The 17,241-nt window shown below is 68.8% G+C and carries 18 protein-coding genes; 9 read left to right on the top strand and 9 right to left on the bottom strand.

Translation table 11 applies throughout. The features are described from left to right. Positions 1 to 107: 107 nt before the first annotated feature. Genes ETP66_RS01110 through ETP66_RS01085 form a run of 6 tightly spaced genes read left to right on the top strand, consistent with a single transcriptional unit; the run spans position 108 to position 6,705 of the window. A complete protein-coding gene (locus ETP66_RS01110) occupies positions 108 to 1,292 on the top strand; it encodes an ABC transporter substrate-binding protein (RefSeq protein WP_130839791.1) in 1,185 nt (394 codons plus the stop codon). 54 nt (positions 1,293 to 1,346) lie between these two features. Then, positions 1,347 to 2,222, top strand: a complete 876-nt coding sequence (locus tag ETP66_RS01105) for a branched-chain amino acid ABC transporter permease (protein ID WP_130839789.1) — start codon at positions 1,347 to 1,349, stop codon at positions 2,220 to 2,222. Then, on the top strand, positions 2,222 to 2,998 hold the full coding sequence (locus ETP66_RS01100; RefSeq protein WP_130839788.1) for an ABC transporter ATP-binding protein: 777 nt from the start codon (positions 2,222 to 2,224) through the stop codon (positions 2,996 to 2,998). Before ETP66_RS01105 ends, ETP66_RS01100 begins: the two co-directional genes overlap by 1 nt. A 28-nt stretch (positions 2,999 to 3,026) precedes the next feature. Beyond that, complete coding sequence (locus ETP66_RS01095; RefSeq protein WP_130839786.1) at positions 3,027 to 3,776, top strand: ABC transporter ATP-binding protein; 750 nt, start codon at positions 3,027 to 3,029, stop codon at positions 3,774 to 3,776. 6 nt (positions 3,777 to 3,782) lie between these two features. After that, on the top strand, positions 3,783 to 5,636 hold the full coding sequence (locus ETP66_RS01090) for an AMP-binding protein (RefSeq protein ID WP_130839784.1): 1,854 nt from the start codon (positions 3,783 to 3,785) through the stop codon (positions 5,634 to 5,636). A 1-nt stretch (position 5,637) separates the two neighbouring features. Beyond that, complete coding sequence (locus tag ETP66_RS01085) at positions 5,638 to 6,705, top strand: branched-chain amino acid ABC transporter permease (RefSeq protein ID WP_130839782.1); 1,068 nt, start codon at positions 5,638 to 5,640, stop codon at positions 6,703 to 6,705. 46 nt (positions 6,706 to 6,751) lie between these two features. On the opposite strand, the gene ETP66_RS01080 is transcribed toward ETP66_RS01085, so the two are convergent. Genes ETP66_RS01080 through coaE form a run of 4 tightly spaced genes read right to left on the bottom strand, consistent with a single transcriptional unit; the run spans position 6,752 to position 9,021 of the window. Then, positions 6,752 to 7,297, bottom strand: coding sequence for a glycerol-3-phosphate acyltransferase (locus tag ETP66_RS01080; RefSeq protein WP_130839780.1), 546 nt, complete (start codon positions 7,295 to 7,297; stop codon positions 6,752 to 6,754). Positions 7,298 to 7,300: 3 nt separating this feature from the next. Then, the gene (locus tag ETP66_RS01075) at positions 7,301 to 7,708 is read right to left on the bottom strand and encodes a SufE family protein (protein ID WP_130839778.1); all 408 of its coding nucleotides are present in this window, start codon (positions 7,706 to 7,708) and stop codon (positions 7,301 to 7,303) included. Between the two features lie 9 nt (positions 7,709 to 7,717). Then, positions 7,718 to 8,410, bottom strand: a complete 693-nt coding sequence (locus ETP66_RS01070; RefSeq protein WP_130839776.1) for an SDR family oxidoreductase — start codon at positions 8,408 to 8,410, stop codon at positions 7,718 to 7,720. A gap of 5 nt (positions 8,411 to 8,415) precedes the next feature. Further along, on the bottom strand, positions 8,416 to 9,021 hold the full coding sequence (gene coaE, locus ETP66_RS01065; RefSeq protein WP_130839774.1) for a dephospho-CoA kinase: 606 nt from the start codon (positions 9,019 to 9,021) through the stop codon (positions 8,416 to 8,418). On the opposite strand from coaE, the gene ETP66_RS01060 reads away from it, so the two are divergent. Then, positions 9,001 to 10,296, top strand: coding sequence for an HDIG domain-containing metalloprotein (locus ETP66_RS01060; RefSeq protein WP_130839773.1), 1,296 nt, complete (start codon positions 9,001 to 9,003; stop codon positions 10,294 to 10,296). The genes coaE and ETP66_RS01060 overlap by 21 nt on opposite strands. Beyond that, positions 10,271 to 11,383: an AmmeMemoRadiSam system protein B gene (gene amrB, locus ETP66_RS01055; protein ID WP_201738434.1), complete on the top strand. Its 1,113-nt coding sequence runs from the start codon at positions 10,271 to 10,273 to the stop codon at positions 11,381 to 11,383. Before ETP66_RS01060 ends, amrB begins: the two co-directional genes overlap by 26 nt. A 32-nt stretch (positions 11,384 to 11,415) precedes the next feature. Here the strand turns inward: amrB and rnr are convergent, their stop codons facing one another. From rnr to glmM, 5 genes are read right to left on the bottom strand one after another with little or no spacing between them, the layout of a single operon-like run. Then, entirely contained in the window at positions 11,416 to 13,671 is a 2,256-nt protein-coding gene (rnr, locus tag ETP66_RS01050) for a ribonuclease R (protein WP_130839772.1), read from the bottom strand. 1 nt (position 13,672) lies between these two features. After that, positions 13,673 to 14,917: an aspartate aminotransferase family protein gene (locus tag ETP66_RS01045; RefSeq protein ID WP_130839771.1), complete on the bottom strand. Its 1,245-nt coding sequence runs from the start codon at positions 14,915 to 14,917 to the stop codon at positions 13,673 to 13,675. A gap of 10 nt (positions 14,918 to 14,927) precedes the next feature. After that, on the bottom strand, positions 14,928 to 15,326 hold the full coding sequence (locus ETP66_RS01040) for an acyl-CoA thioesterase (RefSeq protein WP_130839769.1): 399 nt from the start codon (positions 15,324 to 15,326) through the stop codon (positions 14,928 to 14,930). Further along, on the bottom strand, positions 15,314 to 15,592 hold the full coding sequence (locus tag ETP66_RS01035; protein WP_130839767.1) for a ribosome-binding factor A: 279 nt from the start codon (positions 15,590 to 15,592) through the stop codon (positions 15,314 to 15,316). The genes ETP66_RS01040 and ETP66_RS01035 overlap by 13 nt, the downstream gene beginning before the upstream one ends. Positions 15,593 to 15,601: 9 nt before the next feature. Then, positions 15,602 to 16,903: a phosphoglucosamine mutase gene (gene glmM / locus ETP66_RS01030; protein ID WP_130839765.1), complete on the bottom strand. Its 1,302-nt coding sequence runs from the start codon at positions 16,901 to 16,903 to the stop codon at positions 15,602 to 15,604. A gap of 170 nt (positions 16,904 to 17,073) precedes the next feature. Here glmM and ETP66_RS11885 point away from each other — a divergent pair, with 170 nt between their 5' ends. Continuing rightward, positions 17,074 to 17,235, top strand: coding sequence for a hypothetical protein (locus tag ETP66_RS11885; protein ID WP_161569056.1), 162 nt, complete (start codon positions 17,074 to 17,076; stop codon positions 17,233 to 17,235). The last annotated feature ends 6 nt before the right edge of the window (positions 17,236 to 17,241 follow it).

The raw sequence follows: 17,241 nt of genomic DNA, 5'->3' as shown, positions 1-17,241 counted from the left end.
CCCAACGCCCAGCCAGGAACCTCTCCCTTCCAAGGCGGGGCCTCTTGCCGGGTAGTGGCCGGTATGTTATCTTTGGCTCAAGCACAACCCGAAAGGAGGTAAAGGTGATGAAACGCAGGGAGTTCTTAAGGAAGCTGGGCGTGGGTTCACTCGCAGCCTTGGGCATGCCCTATTTCGCCGCCGCCCAGGCACGGCCCGTCAAGCTGGCCACCCTCCTTCCCCTTACCGGGCCCTTCGCCTTCGCGGGGAACGCGGGGCGGGAGGGCTTCGTGGACGGGGTGGAGTACGTGAACGAGGTCCTGGGAGGGATCGGGGGCCGCAGGCTAGAGCTCATCGTGGAGGATACGGGCTACGACGTGGCCCGGGGCACCGCCGCCTTCAACCGGGTGGTGGCCCGGGAGCGCCCCGACGAGCTCCTCTTCGTCTACGGGGACTCCACCGGGCTTTCCAAGGCCCTGGCCCCGGAGATCGCCCGCACAAACCTGCCCTACTCCGCCACCAGCTTCTCCAACGAGCTGGCGGATCCCCGGACCTACCCCACCATCTTCGTTTTCGGCCCCACCTACAACGACATGATGGAGGCCCTCCTGCGGCAGGTGCGTCTGCAGAGGCCCAGGGCGCGCATTGCCTTCGTCTACTCCAACACCGAGTTCGGCCGCGACCCCATCCCCTACGGCCGGGAGCGGGCCCGGGCCCTGGGGATGGAGGTGGTACATGAGGAGGTGACTCCTCCCGCTTTTACCGACGCCACCCCGGTGGTGCTAAACCTGCGCCGGGCCAACCCCGACTTCGTCATCCTCCAGGGCTACGCCCTCTCGGTGGAACCCCTGATCCTACGGGCAGCCAGGGAACAGGGGCTCCAGGCCCAGTTCATGGGCACTTACTACTCGGCGGAGCTGGCCCTCATCCAACGGGCCGGCCCCGCCGCCGAAGGCTTTACCGTCACCTACCACAACGCCTATTGGTACGAGGCCCTGATCCCTGCGGTGGAGGAGATGCGCCGCTTCCGCCAGCGCAAGGGGCGGGACGCCTCCTATCGCCCCACCTACTACATGGGCAGCCTGGCCGTGGCCTTTGGGATCGCCGAGGCCATGCGCCGAGCGGCCCAGGCGGGCCGGCTCACCCGGGCCGGGGTGGTGGAGCACCTGGAGAAGATCGGAGACTACAACGCCATGGGCCTGGTGCGGGACTTCAACTTCGTGAACCACCGCCTGCCGCAGACCCGCCTCTTCCGGGCCAGCGTCCGCGAGGGGCGTTTCAACGCCATCACCGATTGGCTGCGCCTGGGCTAGCTCAAACCCATCTCCCGGGCCGGCCTGGGCTGGCCCGGGGTTCCTTGGAGATCCATGTCTGACCTTCTGCCCTACCTCATCGGCGGCTTGGCCAACGGCGCCCTCTACGGCCTGCTGGCCCTGGGATTTGTCCTGGTGTACCGGGCCACCAGCGTGGTCAACTTCGCCATCGGGGAATTTCTCCTGGTGGGAGCCTACCTCACCTACACCTTCGCCCTCCTGATGCCCCTTTACCTGGCCATACTGGCCGCGCTTCTCCCCGCTTTCCTCTTCGGGGTGCTGGTGGAGCGGGGCTTCGTGCGGCCTCTTCTGGGGCGAAGCGTGGTGGCGGTGATCATGGCCACCATCGGCCTGGCGGCGGCCCTGGACGGGGGGGTGCAGCTGGTCTGGGGCCCGGACCTGAAGTACCTCCCGGGGAACCTGCCCCACCTGGGCTTCCAGGCCGGGGAGGTCTTCGTTTCCTCCCGGGCGGTGTGGAACCTGCTCCTGGCCCTGCCCCTGGGGCTGGGCCTCCTCTGGCTCCTCCGGAGGAGCCGCTACGGCATCCTGGTGCGGGCCATCTCCGAACGGGAGGTGGCCGCCTTGGCCCTGGGCATCCCCACCGCCCGCCTCCTGGCCGCCGTCTGGGGAATCTCCGCCCTCCTGGCCACCCTGGCCGGGGCGCTTCTGGCCGTGGCCAGCGGGGTGGGGCACCACCTGGTCTTCCTGGGCCTCAAGGTCTTCCCCGTGGCCATCCTGGGAGGCTTGGAGTCGGTAGGAGGGGCCCTTCTGGCCGGGCTCCTCCTGGGGGTGCTGGAGGCCCTTTCCCAACGCCACCTGGAGCCTTTCCTCCCCGGCTTCACCGAGGCCCTGCCCTTTCTGGTGGTGCTCCTGGTGCTCCTCATCAGGCCCTACGGCCTCCTAGGTGAGCGCCAGATCGAGAGGGTGTGATGCTGGTCGTAGAGAACCTCAAGGTGGTCTACCGGGGGGTGATCCTGGCCTTAGACGGCGTCTCCTTGGAGGTGAGGGCAAAGGAGGCGGTGGCCCTCCTGGGTCCCAACGGGGCCGGGAAGAGCTCCTTGGTGCGGGCGGTAGCGGGGCTTCTGCCCAAATTCGAGGGGCGGGTGTTGGACGGGCACGTGCGCCTCCATGGGACGGAGAGCACCCAGCTGGACCCGGTGCGGGTCTCCGCCTTAGGGCTCACGGCGGTCCTGGAGGGCCGCCCCCTCTTCCGCTACCTTACGCCGGTGGAGAACCTGGTGGCCGCGGGGCACCGGCTCCCCCCTCGGGAGCTTAAGGCGGGCATGGAGGAGGTCTTCGCCCGCTTTCCCCGCCTCTACGAGCGCCGCCACGAGCAGGCGGGCTACCTCTCGGGGGGTGAGCAGCAGATGCTCCTCCTGGGCATGGCCCTCCTCACCCAGCCCAAGGTCCTGGTGGTGGACGAACCCTCCTTGGGCCTGGCCCCCAGGCTGGTGGAAGAGGTGATGCGCACCCTGGACACCCTCAGGCGGGAAAAGGGATTGAGCCTCCTCCTCGTGGAGCAGAACGCCCGGGCCGCCCTCTCCATCGTGGACCGGGTGTACGTTCTGGAACGGGGCCGGGTGGTCTTTGAAGGGGACGCCCGCGCGGCCCAGGAGGACCAGGACGTGATGGAGTTCTACCTGGGCAAGGAGGAGGTGGGCTTCCGCCAGGCCCGGCGTTACCGCCGGAGAAAGCGGTGGGTGTGAGGAGGCCCCAACCCTCGGGAGGGAAGCCATGGGCTGGATTCTAGAGGCCAACGACCTGCACCTTTCCTTCAAAGGGGTAAAGGCCCTGGTGGGGGTAACCTTCGCCGTGGGCGAGGGGGAGTTCTTCGCCGTCATCGGTCCCAACGGGGCGGGGAAGACCACGCTCCTCAACGTGCTTTCCGGGGTCTACGAGGCGGAGAAGGGGGAGGTGGTCTTCCTGGGGCAGGACCTCAAGGGCAAAACCCCTCAGGAACGGGCCCGCCTGGGCTTGGGCCGCACTTTCCAGGGCCTGGAGATCTTCCGGGGGATGAGCGTCCTGGACAACGTGAAGCTGGGGGCGGAGCTGGCCTTCCCCTCCTATTCCCTGGCCCTGCCCAAGGCGGAGCGGGAGTGGCGCCTTAGGGCCTGGGCCGAGGAGGTTCTGGACTACCTCCACCTCTCCCCCTTCCGCCACGCCCCCGCGGGCATGCTTCCCTACGGCCTGCAAAAGCGGGTAGAGGTGGCCCGGGCCCTGGCGGGCAAGCCCAGGCTTCTCCTCCTAGACGAGCCCATGGCCGGGCTTTCCTTGGAGGAGAAGCAGGACCTAGCCCGGTTTCTTCTGGACGCCAGGGAGGAGTGGGGCATCACCCTCCTTTGGGTGGAGCATGACCTCCGGGCGGTGCTGGAGCTTTCCGACCGGGTCCTGGTCCTCTCCTACGGGGAGGCCCTTTACTACGGGCCCCCGGAGGGGGTGCGCAAGGACCCCAAGGTGGCGGAGGCCTACCTGGGCCAGGTGTGAGGCAGCATGGAAGGAACGCTTTTAGCTCACCTTTACCGGCACGCCCAGGCGCACCCCGAGGCCCCGGCCCTGCGGGTGAAGCGCCTCGGGGTGTGGCAGAAGACCTCCTGGAGGGAGCTGCTCCAGCGTGCCCTGAGCCTGGCCGGGGGGTTGCATGCCCTCGGGCTGCGGGAAGGGGACGTGCTGGCCATCCTGGGCCACAACGCCCCGGAGTGGGTGGAGGCGGAGCTTTCCGCCCAGGTTTTGGGTGCCCTCCCCCTGGGGATCTACGCCGACGCCATGCCTGAGGAGGTGGGGTATTTCCTGGAGTTCACCAGAGCCAAGGGCATCGTGGTCGCCGACGAGGAGCAGTTGGACAAGGTCTACCCCTATCTGCACCTTCTGGACTTCGTCCTGGTCTGGGAGGAGGCGGGGCTGACCCGCCATTTCCGGGGGAAGGTAGGGCGCTTCAGCCAGGCCTTCGGCGACCCCAGGGTGGGGGAAGAGGCCCTAAGGAGGCGGCGCCCGGAGGAGATCGCCCTCCTCGCCCCCACCTCGGGCACCACGGGCAGGAGCAAGCTGGCCATGCTCTCCCACCGGAACCTCCTGGCCGGGCACCAGGCGGTGGGGGCAGCCTTAGGCTTCCAAAAGGGGGCCTGGGTCTTCAGCTACCTGCCCCTCCCCTGGATCGGCGAGCAGATGCTCACCGTGGTGCAGGGCCTGGTGGAGGGCTCCACGGTGCACTTCCCCGAAGACCCCACCACCTTGAGGGAGGATCTCAAGGAAGTCCAGCCCGACTTCTTCCTGGCGCCGCCTAGGCTCTGGGAGGATATGGCCAGCCTCATCCAAAGCCGCATGGCCGACGCCGACCCCCTCAAGGCCTTCTTCTACCGGGTGGGGATGGGGGCCCTCCTGGAAGGGGCGAGCCGCGAGTTCCGGGGGGAGCGGGTGGGCCTTTGGCTCAACCTCAAGCGGGCCCTCTTCTACCCCCTCATCGCCCGGCCCCTCCGCGCCCGGCTGGGGCTTGCCGCCTGCAGGATCGCCGTCACCGGGGGGGCGCCTTTGGGGAACGAGGTCTTCACCTTCTTCCGCGCCCTAGGCCTGGACATCCGCCAGGTCTACGGCCAGTCGGAAACCGCCGCCGCCACCACCGCCCACGCCACAGGGGACGCTCCCCCGGAGACCGTGGGCCCCCCCCTCCCCGGCACCGAGGTGCGCCTGAGCCAGGAGGGGGAGATCCTGGTACGGGGGCCTCAGGTCTTCCAGGGCTACTTCCGCCAGGAAGGGGCCACGGAGGAAAGCTTCACCGAGGACGGCTTTTTCCGCACCGGGGACGCGGGCTTCTTCGACGAGCGGGGGCACCTGGTGATCCTGGGCCGGGTGAAGGAGGTGGGGGCCCTCCTGGACGGTACCCGCTTCGCCCCCCAGTTCCTGGAGAACCGCCTCAAGTACTCCCCCTACATCCGCGAGGCCGTGGTCTTAGGCCACGGCAAGCCCTTCGTGAGCGCCCTCATCGAGCTGGACCCGGAAAACGTCCAGAACTGGGCCCGGAGGCGGGGCCTCCCCTTCACCACCTACCTCTCCCTGACGGAAAGGCCCGAGGTGAGGGCCCTTATCGCCGAGGAGATCCGCATGGTGAACCGGACCTTGCCGGAAAAGCTTAGGGTACAGCGTTTCGCCATCCTGCCCAAGGAGCTCCACCCCGACGACGAGGAGATCACCCGCACCCGCAAGGTGCGCCGCCAGGTGGTGGAAGCCCGCTACGGTCCGGTGATCGGGGCCCTTTACGGGGAAGGGGGCCGGGTAGAGGTGGTGCTCCCCATCCGCTACCTGGAGGGGGAGGGGCGGCTCCAGGCCACCCTCGAGGTGCAGGAGGTCTAAGGTGTACGCCCTTTCCAAACGCCTCACCGACGCCTACAGCCGCCGCCTGGCCCGGGCGGTGCGGGAGACCTACCGGGAGGACGAGGCCTACGCCAGCACCCCCTTGGGCCGGGTGGCCCTTTGGGCTTTCCTGGCCCTCCTCCTCCTCCTGCCCCTCCTCCTGGGCCCCTACCCCATGTACGTGGCCACCCTGGTGGCCATCGGGGCCCTAAGCGCTCTGGGCCTCCACCTCCTGGTGGGGGGAGCGGGGCAGATCTCCCTGGGCCACGCCGCCTTCATGGGGGTGGGGGCCTACGCGGCCAGCCACCTCTTCGGGCCCCTGGCCCCCCTAGGGATCCTCCTGGGAGGGATCATCGCCGCCCTCCTGGGCCTGGTCCTGGCCCTCCCCTCCCTGCGCATCAAGGGGGTGTACCTGGCCATCGCTACCCTGGCCTTCCAGTTCCTGGCGGACTACGTCTTCAAGAACTGGGAGGCGGTCACGGGGGGGATCCGGGGGCGCACCCTGCCGCCTCCGGAGGTCTTGGGGCTTCCCCTGGACACCCCGGAAAGGCTCTGGTACCTGGCCCTCCTCTTCGCCCTGCCCCTCTTCTTCTACGGCAAGCGCCTCCTCATGACCCGGGCGGGGCGGGCCTTCATGGCGGTCCGGGACAACGACCTCTCCGCCCGGGTGGCGGGGGTGGACCTGGTGCGGGTGAAGCTCCTGGCCTTCGCTCTCTCCGCCTTTTACGCGGGGGTGGCCGGCGGGCTTTTGGCCCAGCTCTACCGGGCGGTGACCCCGGAGTACTTCCCCCTCACGGTGAGCATCCAGTACCTGGCCATGGTGATCGTGGGGGGAGCGGGGACGGTGCTGGGGGCGGTGCTGGGGGCCTTCTTCGTCCTCCTTATCCCCGAGGTGCTGAACAGCTTTGTGGGGGCCCTGGGGCCCCAGTACGCCGCCGCCCTGGCCGCCTGGCGCAACGTGATCTTCGGCCTCCTGATCCTGGTCTTCCTGATCCTGGAGCCCCTGGGCCTGGTGGGGCTTTGGGGCCGGGTGCGCAGCTACTTCCGTACCTGGCCCCTGCCCTACTGAGTACCCCGTGGTGGCTTGCGCCGCCACGGGGGCCCCAAGTGGGCACCTAGCGGTCCCAGTCCTTTAGGTGGCGGAGGGCCACGGGCAGACCCACCCCCAGGCCGAAGAGGAGGTGGAAGGGGGTACGGTCCACCGCCGCCGCCAGGAGGGGCAGGGCCAGGGCCACGGCCAGGGCTGCCCGGTAGGGCCTGCGGAAGAGGAGGGCAAGAAAGGCGAAGAGGACCAGGGCGGCGAGGAGGAGGCGGGGATCCACCGCCAGGAGGGCTCCAGAGGCCGGAGCCAGGGCCTTGCCCCCCCGGAAGAGGAGCCAGGGGGAGAAGGCGTGCCCCCAGGCCGCCCCCGCGCCCCCCGCCAGGCCCCCCAAGGGATCTCCCCCTAAGGCCGCCTCCCCCGCGGCCACGGCCAGGGCCCCCTTGAAAACGTCCAGGAGGAGGACCAAAAGGCCAGGCACCGGCCCCAGGAGGCGGTAGGCGTTCAGGGCCCCGGGATTGCCCGAGCCCTCCTCTAGGAGGTTTTTCCCCCGGAGGGCCCCGAACCAGTAGGCCACGGGGAAGCTCCCCAGAAAGTAGCCGAGGAGAAAGGCGGCCAGCATGGGCTAAAGGACCTGGCGCACCTGCTCCTGCAGGCGGAGGAGGGCGGCCTCGAGGCCCCGCAGGCGCAAGGGGGTGAGGAGTTCCTCCAGCCCCGCCCCCCGGTAGAAGGCGGGGGGCACAGCGAGCACCGCCTCGGGGGGCTCCCCTTCCAGCCCCTCCTTGAGGAGGCCCGCGAAGGCCTTCACCGTGGGGGCCTCGTCGGGGACGAAGAAGTAGAGCCTAACCCTTCCCCCCTCCACCTCCGCCCGCAGGAAGAAGGGGGTCTGGCACTCGGGCACCCGCTCCAGCTCCACCCCCGGGGGCGGCGCGGGCACCCGCTTGGCGTAGTCCAGAAGCGCCTGGGCTTTGAGCTCCTTGGGCATAGCCTTGAGGAGGCCCAAGGCCTCCTGAAGGCGGGCAGGCAGGCTCATGGCCTAAGCTTAGCCGCCCTTGGGGGCGGCGTAGGTGGGGCGGAGCTCCATCTCGCTCACCAAGGCCCCCTCCGGCATCCCCGCGGCAAAGAGCACCGCCTGGGCTACGTCCTCGGGAGCGAGCTTCCAGGTGGCCCCAGGGGTGTTCCCGGCGAAGCCCGTGTCCACCGAGCCCGGCAGGATGTTCACCACCCGCACCCCCGCTTCCCTTAGCTCCAGCATGGCCGCCCCCATGAGGCCCAGGAGGCCGAACTTGCTGGCGTTGTAGGCCGCCCCGCCCTTGAAGGCGTTTTTGCCCGCCAGGCTTCCGATGTTCACCACCACCCCCCTCGAGGCCACAAGGGCTGGCAAAGCCGCCTTGAGGCCCAAAAAGGGCCCCACCAGGTTCACCTCCAAAACCTGGCGGAACTCCTCCTCGCTGAGCTCGGCCACAGGCTTCATCACGCCAATCCCGGCGTTGTTGACCAGGAGGTCCAGCCGGCCGTAAGCCTCCAGGAGGCCTGCCAACGCCTTCTGCCAGTCCGCAAGGGAGCGCACGTCCCCGGGCAAGGCCAAGGCCCCCTCCCCCAGCTCCGAGGCCAAGGCCTCGAGCCTTCTCCCATCCCGGGCAAAAAGCCCTACTCTGTACCCTTTAGCGTGCAGAAGCCGGGCGATGGCCTCCCCAATCCCCCGGCTCGCCCCCGATACCAAGGCCACCCGCATGCCCTCTAGCTTAGCCCAAAACGCTCCTGGATCCGGGCCAGGATCTCCCTCAGCCCCTCCTCCAGCTCCTTAAGCCCCCCTCGGTTCTCCAAAACCCAGGTAGCCCGCTTCCTCTTCTCCTCCTCGGGCATCTGCGCCCTTTCCCGGGCCAGGACCTCCTCCCGGGAAAGCCCGGAGCGGGCCATCACCCGCCCGATGCGCTCCTCCAGGGGTGCCGCCACCAGAAGCGTGGCGTCCAGGCGGGCCTCCCTGCCCTTTTCAAAGAGGAGGGGGATCTCCAGGAAGACCAAGGGGGCTTGGAGGCGGGCGAGCTCCTCCTCAAGAAGCCTCCGCACCTCCGGGTGGACGAGGGCCTCGAGGGCCCGGAGCCTTTCGGGATCGCCGAAGACCAGCTGGGCCAGGGCCCTCCGGTCCAGCTCCTCCCCGGGGAAGGCTTCGGGAAAGAGCCTCCTGAGCTCCTCCTTCCGGTTCTCCCGGGCCTGGGCGGCAAGCGCGTCCAGGTCGATCACCGGGTAACCCCAGGACCTCAGGAGGGCGGCCACCGTGCTCTTGCCGCTCCCGATGTTCCCGGTGATGCCGATAATGATGGGGTGCTTCGCCTCCTCGCCCATAGGGACTTCCCCTTTTATACCCCCAAGGGGGCCATCCCCGTGGGGGGTGCCCTCAGGGACCTCCTCCTGGGAAGGAGGCCCCAGGACCTGGACTTCGCCGCGGAAGACCCCCTGAGGGCGGCGGAGGAGGCCCAGGCCCGCCTGGGGGGCAGCCTCTTCCCCCTGGACGCGGCGCGGGGCCAGTACCGCCTGGCGGTGGGGCCGATGACCCTGGACTTCGCCCCCCTGGAGGGCACCCCCGAGGAAGACCTCGGGCGGCGGGACTTCCGCCTGAACGCCCTCCTCTGGAAAGGGGGCCGGGTCTTCGGCCTCCCGGGGGTGGAGGAGGACCTCAGGCGGCGCCTCCTGGTGATGGTGCGGGAGGAAAACCTCTACGCGGACCACCTCCGGAGCCTGCGGGCGGTGCGCCTGGCGGCCAGCCTGGGCCTGGGCCTCCTCGAGGCCACCAGGGAGGCCCTCGCCCGCCACGCCCGCTTCCTCCTGGCCCATTCTGGGGCCCTCCCGGCGCGGGAGCGGGTGCGGGAGGAGCTGAGCCGGCTCCTCCTCTCCCCGCGCGCCGCCTGGGGGCTCCACCTCCTGGAGCGCACAGGGCTTTTGGACGTCTACCTCCCCGAGCTCCGCCCCCTGGTGGGCCTGGAACAGGGGGGGGTGCACCACCTGGACGCCTGGCGGCACACCCTCTCCGTCCTCTTCCACCTCACCTGGCTCTGGCCGGAGGCCCCCCTCGAGGCCCGGTTGGCCGCCCTCTACCACGACGTGGGCAAGCCCCTCACCCGCCGCTTTGACCCCGAGGTGGGGCGCTACCGCTTCCTGGGCCACGCGGAGGTGGGGGCGGAGGTGGCGGGGGCAAGCCTCCTTTGGCTCCGCTTCCCCAAAGGGGCGGTGGAGGAGGTGCGGGCCCTGGTGCGCCGGCACATGGACCGCCCCCCGGAAGGGGCAAAGGCCCTCCGCCGCTTCTACTTCCGGCGCCAAGACCTCCTTCCCGCCCTTCCCTACCTCATGGCGGCAGACCGCCTGGGCACGAAAGGGGTGGAGAAGGAGGCCTGGGAGGTACTGGAGGCCTACCGGGAAACCCTCTCCGAGCCCCTCCCCGAACGCCCCCTCCTTTCGGGAGAGGAGGTGATGGCCCTCCTGGGCTTACGGCCGGGGCCGGAGGTGGGGCGGGCGCTGGCCCTCCTCCTCGAGGCCCAGGCCGAAGGGCGGGCGCGCACCCCGGAGGAGGCCAGGGCCCTTCTCCTAAACTGGAGGGGTGGTGGGCAGGATCCGGCTCCGTGAACCCCAGATCACCCCGGTGGAAGGGGGGTTTCTCCTCAGCGACCCCTACGGGGTCTTCGAAAAGCCCCTGGCCCTCACGGAAGGGGGGCTCTTCCTCGTCTCCCTCTTGGAGGGGAGGACCCTGGAGGAAGTACAGGAGGAGGTCTTCAAGGCCCACGGGGTCCTGGTGCCCAAAAAGGAGCTGGAAGACCTCCTGAAGGCCCTGGAAGAGGCGGGCCTCCTCCTCACGGAGGAGGTGGAAAGAAGGCTGCGCGAGGAGGAGGAGAGGCTAAAGAGGGAGCGGCCCATGCGCCTGGCGGGGCTCTCCTACCCCACGGGGGAAAAGGAGGCCCGGGCCTTCCTGGAAGCCTTCCGGGCCAGCTTTCACGAGGAAGCTCCAGCAGCCCAGGCCCTTCTCCTCCCCCACCTGGAACCCGCCCGCGTCCCCGAGGCCTACGGGGCGGCTCTGGCCGCCCTGGAGAAAACCCCGCCCCCCGAGCGCCTCTACCTGGTGGGGGTGGCCCACCGCCCCCTGAAGGAACGGGCCGCCGCCCTGCCCGTCCCCTTCCACACCCCCTTTGGCCCGGCGGAGCCCGACCTGGAAGCTCTCCAGGCCCTGGACGCCCTCCTCCCCTTCGAGCTCTTCAACACCCCCCTGGCCTTCCGGGAGGAGCACAGCCTGGAGCTTCCCCTCTTCTTCCTGAAGGGGGCCTTCCCTCGGGCCAAGGTGCTTCCCCTCCTGGTGGGAAGGCGAAGCCCGGAGCTGGGGGAGGCCCTGAGGGTGGTCCTGCGGGACTACCCTGGGCTTTTGGTCCTGGCGGTGGACCTCTCCCACGTGGGGCCCCGCTTCGGAGACCAGCCCTTTTCCCGCCCCCTGGCGGAGGAGGCCAGGAGGCGGGACCTGGGCTTCCTGGAATGGCTCGCCCAAGGGAAACCCGAAGGGGCCTTGGCCCACCTGGGGGCCAACCCCACCCGGGTGGACGCGGTGGAGGTGGTGGCTTCTTTAAGCCCCCTCCTCGCGGGGCGGAAGGGCCAGGTGTTGGCCTACCGCCTGGACCTCGAGGCCCCCACCCTCTCCGCCGTGGGGGCGGGGACCCTCGTGCTTTAACCCCCCCCGCGGCCCAAGCCGCGGCGGGGCCTTCAGCGCCGCCGCTTCCGCCTCGCTCGGGTCTGGACCGGGCGGTGCATCCCCGCCTTTTCCTCCTTGGGCGTCCACTCGCCGAAGTACACCGTGTGCACCGTGGCCCGCTCGGGCCGGTCGTCGCGGTTCCTCTCCTTGGGGGGTCCTACCACTTTGCGCATGTCCTCCTCCTTTGCCTTTCCCTTCTTTACCAGGGTTTTTTCCCTGGAAGCTTCCTTCTTTGCCTCCTCCCGATGGGGCAGGAAATCGATCTGGCGAAGCCTGGGGTTGGCGGCGGCGATCACCACCTCCATCTCGTCCCCCAGGCGGATGCGTTTGCCCTTGGGGCCCAAAAGGGCCAGGGCCTCCTCGCTGTAGGTGTAGGGCCCCAGGGCCTCGAGGCGCACTAGGCCCTCCACCCCGTTTCGCAGCATGACGAAGGCCCCAAAGCTGGCCACCCCCGTCACCTTCCCCGTGAAGCGCTCCCCCAGGTGGAGTTCCGCCCACTTGGCCATGTAGTACTTGGTGAGTTCCCGCTCCGCCGCCTCCGCCTTTCTTTCCATCTCCGAGGCGTGCTCGGCCACGGCAGGAAAGGTTTCCTGCCACCTGGCCCTCTTGGCCGGGGTGAGGGTGCGCCTCAGGAGGGCCTTCAGCACCCGGTGCACCGCCAGGTCCGGATAGCGGCGGATGGGGCTTGTGAAGTGCAGGTAGTGCTCCATGGCCAAGCCGAAGTGGCCTAGGTTCTCCGCGGCGTAGCGGGCCAGGCGCAAGGAGCGCAGGACCAGGCCCGCCACCACGGGTTCCTCCGGGCGGCCCTTGGCCTCGAGGAGCACCCGTTGCAAGGCCTGGGAGGAGAGCTCTTCCGGCAGGGCGTACCCAAGCCGGAAGAGGGCCTGCCGGAGCTTGGCGTAGGCCACCTCCAGGGGCTCCTCGTGCACCCGGAAGAGGCCGGGAAGCCCCTTCTTGACCAGGTGCTCCGCCACCCTCCGGTTGGCGAGGAGCATGAGCTCCTCGATGAGGCTTCGGGCCCTGGGCTCCTCCTGGGGAAGAAGGTGCAGGGTACCCTCCGCCACCTCCACCTTCACCTCGGGGAAGCTGAAGTCCAAAGCCCCCGCCTGAAGGCGCTTTTGCCTGAGCCTTTGCGTGAGGTCCAGGAGGAGGCTAAGGTCCTCCGCCAAGAAAGCGTGTTCTTCCGGCAAACCATACCCCTCGGCGAAGGCCTCCACCTCGGTGTAGGTGGTGCGGGCCACGCTCCTTATTACCCCTTCGGCGAAGCGCACCCGCTTTACCTCCAAATCCTCGCTCAGGTCAAAGAGGACGGAAAGCACCAGCCGGTCCTCGAGGGGCTTCAGGGAACACACCCCATTGGAAAGCCTCTCAGGGAGCATGGGCAGGACCCGCCCCGGCAGGTAGACGCTGGTGCCCCTTAGGAAGGCCTCCTGGTCCAGAGGGCTTCCCTCCTTCACGTAGTGGGCGACGTCGGCGATGTGGACCCCCAGGCGGTACCCCTGGGGCAGGCGCTCCACGTGGATGGCGTCGTCAAAGTCCTTGGCGTCCACCCCGTCCACCGTGAAGACCCGAAGGTGCCGGAAGTCTTCCCGCCTTCTGAGCTCGGCCTCGGGGATCTCCAGGGGGATGGCCTCCGCCTCCCGCAACACCTCCTCCGGGAACTCCGCCCGCAGGCCGTACTTGGCGATCACCGCCTCGGTCTCGGTTTCCGGGGCGTCCCCTTCCCCCAGGTACTCCAGAAACTCCCCAAAAGGGCGCTTGCCGTAGTGCACCCTCACCACGATGCGGCTTCCACGTTTGAGGCCGTGGAGCCCCTCGGGAAGGAGCCTCAGTTCCGGCAAACCCGGCTCGTCCGGGAGGAGGACGGCGTACCCCTTGCGGAAGTCCAGGGTGCCCACCACCCGCTCGCGGGCCCGCCTAAGCACCCGCTCCACCACCCCCCAGGGCTTGCCGTCCCGGCCAGGCGGCATGATCCGGGCCTCCACCAGGTCCTCGGGCCAGGCGTCCAGGGTGTAGCCCGGTGGGATGAAGAGGTCCTTTTCGGGAAGGCGCACAAAGCCGTACCCGTCCCGGTGGAGGTTGATGGGCCCCTGCACCCGAAGCGGGAGGAAGTACTGGCTTCCCTTCTTCTCCAGGAGGCCCTCCCGCACCAGGCCCCGCAGGTAGGCCTTGGCCTCCCGCTTCTCCAGGCCAAACCGCCTGAGGATCTCCTCCAGGCGGTGGGGCTTGCCTGTCTTCTTGAAAAACTCCAGTAAAGTTTCCCGCATTCTATCCTAAGAGGCCCTCCAGGGCCTTCTCCGTGGCCTTTAGGCTCTCGGAGAAAGCCTCTAGGGCCTCGTCCGCGTGCTCCTTGCCGATGATGAGGGGGGGCTCGAGGCGCACCACCTTGGGGTTGTTGAGGCCGAAGGCGGTGATCACTCCCCTCTCCGCCAGCTCCGCCACCACCAGGGCCCCAATGTCGGCATCCGTAAACTCCACCCCCAGCATCAGCCCCCGGCCCCGCACCTCCTCGATCAGGTGGGGGTAGCGGGCCTGAAGGGCCTTTAGCCCCTCCATGAGGTAGCCCCCCACCTCCAGGGCCCTTTGCGGCAGGTTCTCCTCCAGGGTGACCTCGAGGGCCGCCAGGGCCGCCGCCGCCGCCAGGGGGTTCCCCCCGAAGGTGGAGGAGTGGAAGAGGGGGTTCTGCTTGAAGATATCAAAGACCTCCTTTCGCCCCACACAGGCCCCGATGGGCATCACCCCGCCCCCCAGGGCCTTGGCCAGGGTCATGAGGTCGGGGGCCACCCCCTCCCAGTCCACCCCAAAGAGCTTTCCCGTGCGCCCGAGGCCGGTCTGCACCTCGTCGGCGATCATGAGGACGCCCCTTTCCCGGGTAAGCTCCCGCACCCCCTTCAGGTAGCCCTCCGGGGGCACGCGGATGCCGCCTTCCCCCTGGATGGGCTCCACGATCACCGCGGCGGTTTCCTCGTCGATGGCCGCTTCCAGGGCCCCCAGGTCCCCGTAGGGCACCACCCTTACGCCGGGGAGGAGGGGCTTGGCGGGGTTCTGGTACTCGGGCTTGGGGGTGAGGGAAAGGGCCCCCAGGGTCTTGCCGTGGAAGCCGCCTTGGGTGGTGACGATCCCCGGCTTCCCCGTGTAGGCCCGGGCCAGCTTGATGGCCGCCTCCACCGCCTCCGCCCCGGAGTTGCCGAAGAAGACCATCTCCAGCCCCTCGGGGGTGATCTCGGCAAGCTTGGCGGCAAGCCTCGCCGTGGGCTCGGAAACCAGCACCCGCACGGACATGGGCATGCGCTCAAGCTGGGCCTTGACGGCCTCCACCACCTTGGGGTGGCGGTGGCCCAGGTTCAGGGTGCCGTAGAGGCCCAAGAAGTCCAGGTAGCGCTTCCCGGTGGTGTCCCACACGTAGGGACCCTCAGCGTGGGACTCGATCCGGTCCAAACCGGTGAAGCGAAGCAGCCCTGCCAAGCCGGGATTGATGTGCCTTTCAAAAAGCGTAAAGGGGTTGTGGCTCATGCCCACAATGCTACCCTAAGTGTAGCACACTCAAGGCTTGGTAGAGGTCTTCCGGAATGCGGCCAGCCTTCTCCCCCACCTGGCATAGATGCCGGGTAAAACCCTCCGCCAAGAGCGTCCCCTCCCGCTCCACCCGGTAGCGAAAGAGAAGATCCCGCCGGGAAAGCCCCGCCAGGCGGGTTCGCACCAAGACCTCTTCCCCGAAGCGGGCCGGGGCGCGGAAGGTGAGGCCCAGTTCCACCACGGGAAAGAACACCCCCCGGGCCTCCACCCGGTGGTAGGGCAGGCCTGCCCGCTCCAGGAAGTCCACCCGGGCCGCCTCGAGGTACACCGCATAGACGGAGTGGTGGACCACCCCCATCTGGTCGGTCTCCGCGTAGCGGACCTTGATGCGGGTCAGGCTCTCCATGGCAGGAACTCCAGCCTGGGTAGGTGGCGCATCCGCACCCGCCGGGCAAGGGCCCCAAGGAGCCGGCCCTCGGCATGGCGCAGGGCCAAGAGGGCCTTTTCCTCGTCCTGAAAAGCCTCCACGTACACCGTGAGCACCCGGCCGTCCGGGGAAAGGCGCACCCCCTCCACGGTGAGGAGGAAAAGCCTGGGGTCTTCCAGCTCCCCAATGGCCTCCGCCAGGGCGCGCAGGAGCCTCTCCTCCAGGTGGGCCTTCCCGTAGCTCACGCCTCAAGCTTACTCCCGGTCCAGGGCGGAAACCAAGTCGGCAAGCTCCCTCGCCACCGCCTCCGCCCCCTCCTTGGCCTCCACCATGACCCGCACCACGGGCTCGGTCCCGGAGGGGCGCACGTTCACCCGGCCAAGACCCTTGAGCTTTGCCTCGGCCTCCCGTACCGCTTCCCTAAGCCGCGGGTGCCCCATCACCTTGGCCTTGTCCTCCACCCGCACGTTCAGGAGCACCTGGGGGTACATGGGCAGGGCCTCGTACCAGTCGGCGAGGTCTCCCCCCAAGACCTTCAGGGCCTTTAGGGTGAGGAGGGCGGTGAGGAGGCCATCCCCCGTGGTGTGGTGCCTAAGGAAGATCACGTGCCCCGAGGGCTCCCCGCCCAGGAAAAGCCCCTTTTCCTTAAGCATTTCCAAAACGTACCGGTCCCCCACTGCCGCCCGGTGGAAGGCGAGGCCCCGCTCCTTCAGGGCTACCTCGAGGCCCACGTTGCTCATCACCGTGCCCACCACCCCTTCCTCCCCGAAGGCCAAGGCGGTGAGGTAGAGGATGTGGTCCCCGTGGAAAAGCCGCCCCTGGCGGTCTATAAACTGCACCCGGTCCCCATCCCCATCGAAGGCGATGCCCAGGTCCAGCCCCAGCTCCACCACGAAGCGGCCCAGGGCCTCGGGGTGGGTGGAGCCGCACCCCTTGTTGATGTTCCGGCCGTCTGGGGTGTTGAAGAAGGCCATGACCTCGGCCCCCGCCCGCTGGAAAAGCTTAGGCCCCAAGCGGTAGGTGGCCCCGTGGGCCAGGTCCAGGCCGATCCTTAGGCCCGCAAGGTCGGGGGCCTGGGCCAGGAGGAAGTCCAGGTACATCCTTTCCGCCTCCCGGAAGTCCCCCACGGTGCCGATGCCCCGGGTGGGGTGGGCCTCCTCCAGGAGGGCTTCGATTTCCTCCTCCGCCTCGTCGGGAAGCTTTTCCCCTTCGGGGCCGAAGAACTTGATCCCGTTGTCCTGGTAGGGGTTGTGGCTGGCGGAGATCATGGTCCCGGCGGTGGCCTTAAGGTGCCGCGTCAGGTAGGCCACCCCCGGGGTGGGGAGGACCCCCAGGTGCTCCACCCTCACCCCCTGGCTCATGAGCCCCGCGGCCAAAGCCGCCTCCAGAAGGTCGGAGGACTCGCGGGTGTCCTTGGCCAGGAGGACCACGGGCTTCGGGCTATGGGCCCGGAAGTAGGCCCCCGCCGCCTGGCCAAGCCTCAGGACGAACTCCGGGGTGAGGGGGGGCTTGCCCGCCTCCCCCCGCACCCCGTCGGTGCCGAAGTAGCGCCTCATGGGGAAGACTATACGCGCCTGCCGGGTATTCTGGAAACATGGGGACAGCACCAAGCTCCTGAGCCTCGAGGCCTACCTGGAGCGGGAAGCGCGCTCCCAGCGCAAGCACGAGTTCGTGGAGGGGGGTCGGTTACGCCTTAGCCGGGGCCAACGCCCGGCACAACCTCCTGGTGAGCAATCTCCTCTGCCTCCTGCGCAGGGGAGCCGAGGGCAAGCCTTGCCGGGTCGTCCCCTCGGACATGCGCCTCAAGGTGGGAAACCGGGTGTACTACCCGGACCTCACCGTGGTGTACCACCCCCTGGACCCGGAGGCCCTGTACCTGGACCTCTAAACCGAG

Source organism: Thermus thermamylovorans (assembly GCF_004307015.1).
Lineage (GTDB): Bacteria > Deinococcota > Deinococci > Deinococcales > Thermaceae > Thermus > Thermus thermamylovorans.
The sequence above is the reverse complement of the archived record's forward strand: the minus strand, read 5'-3'. Positions and strand labels throughout refer to the sequence as shown.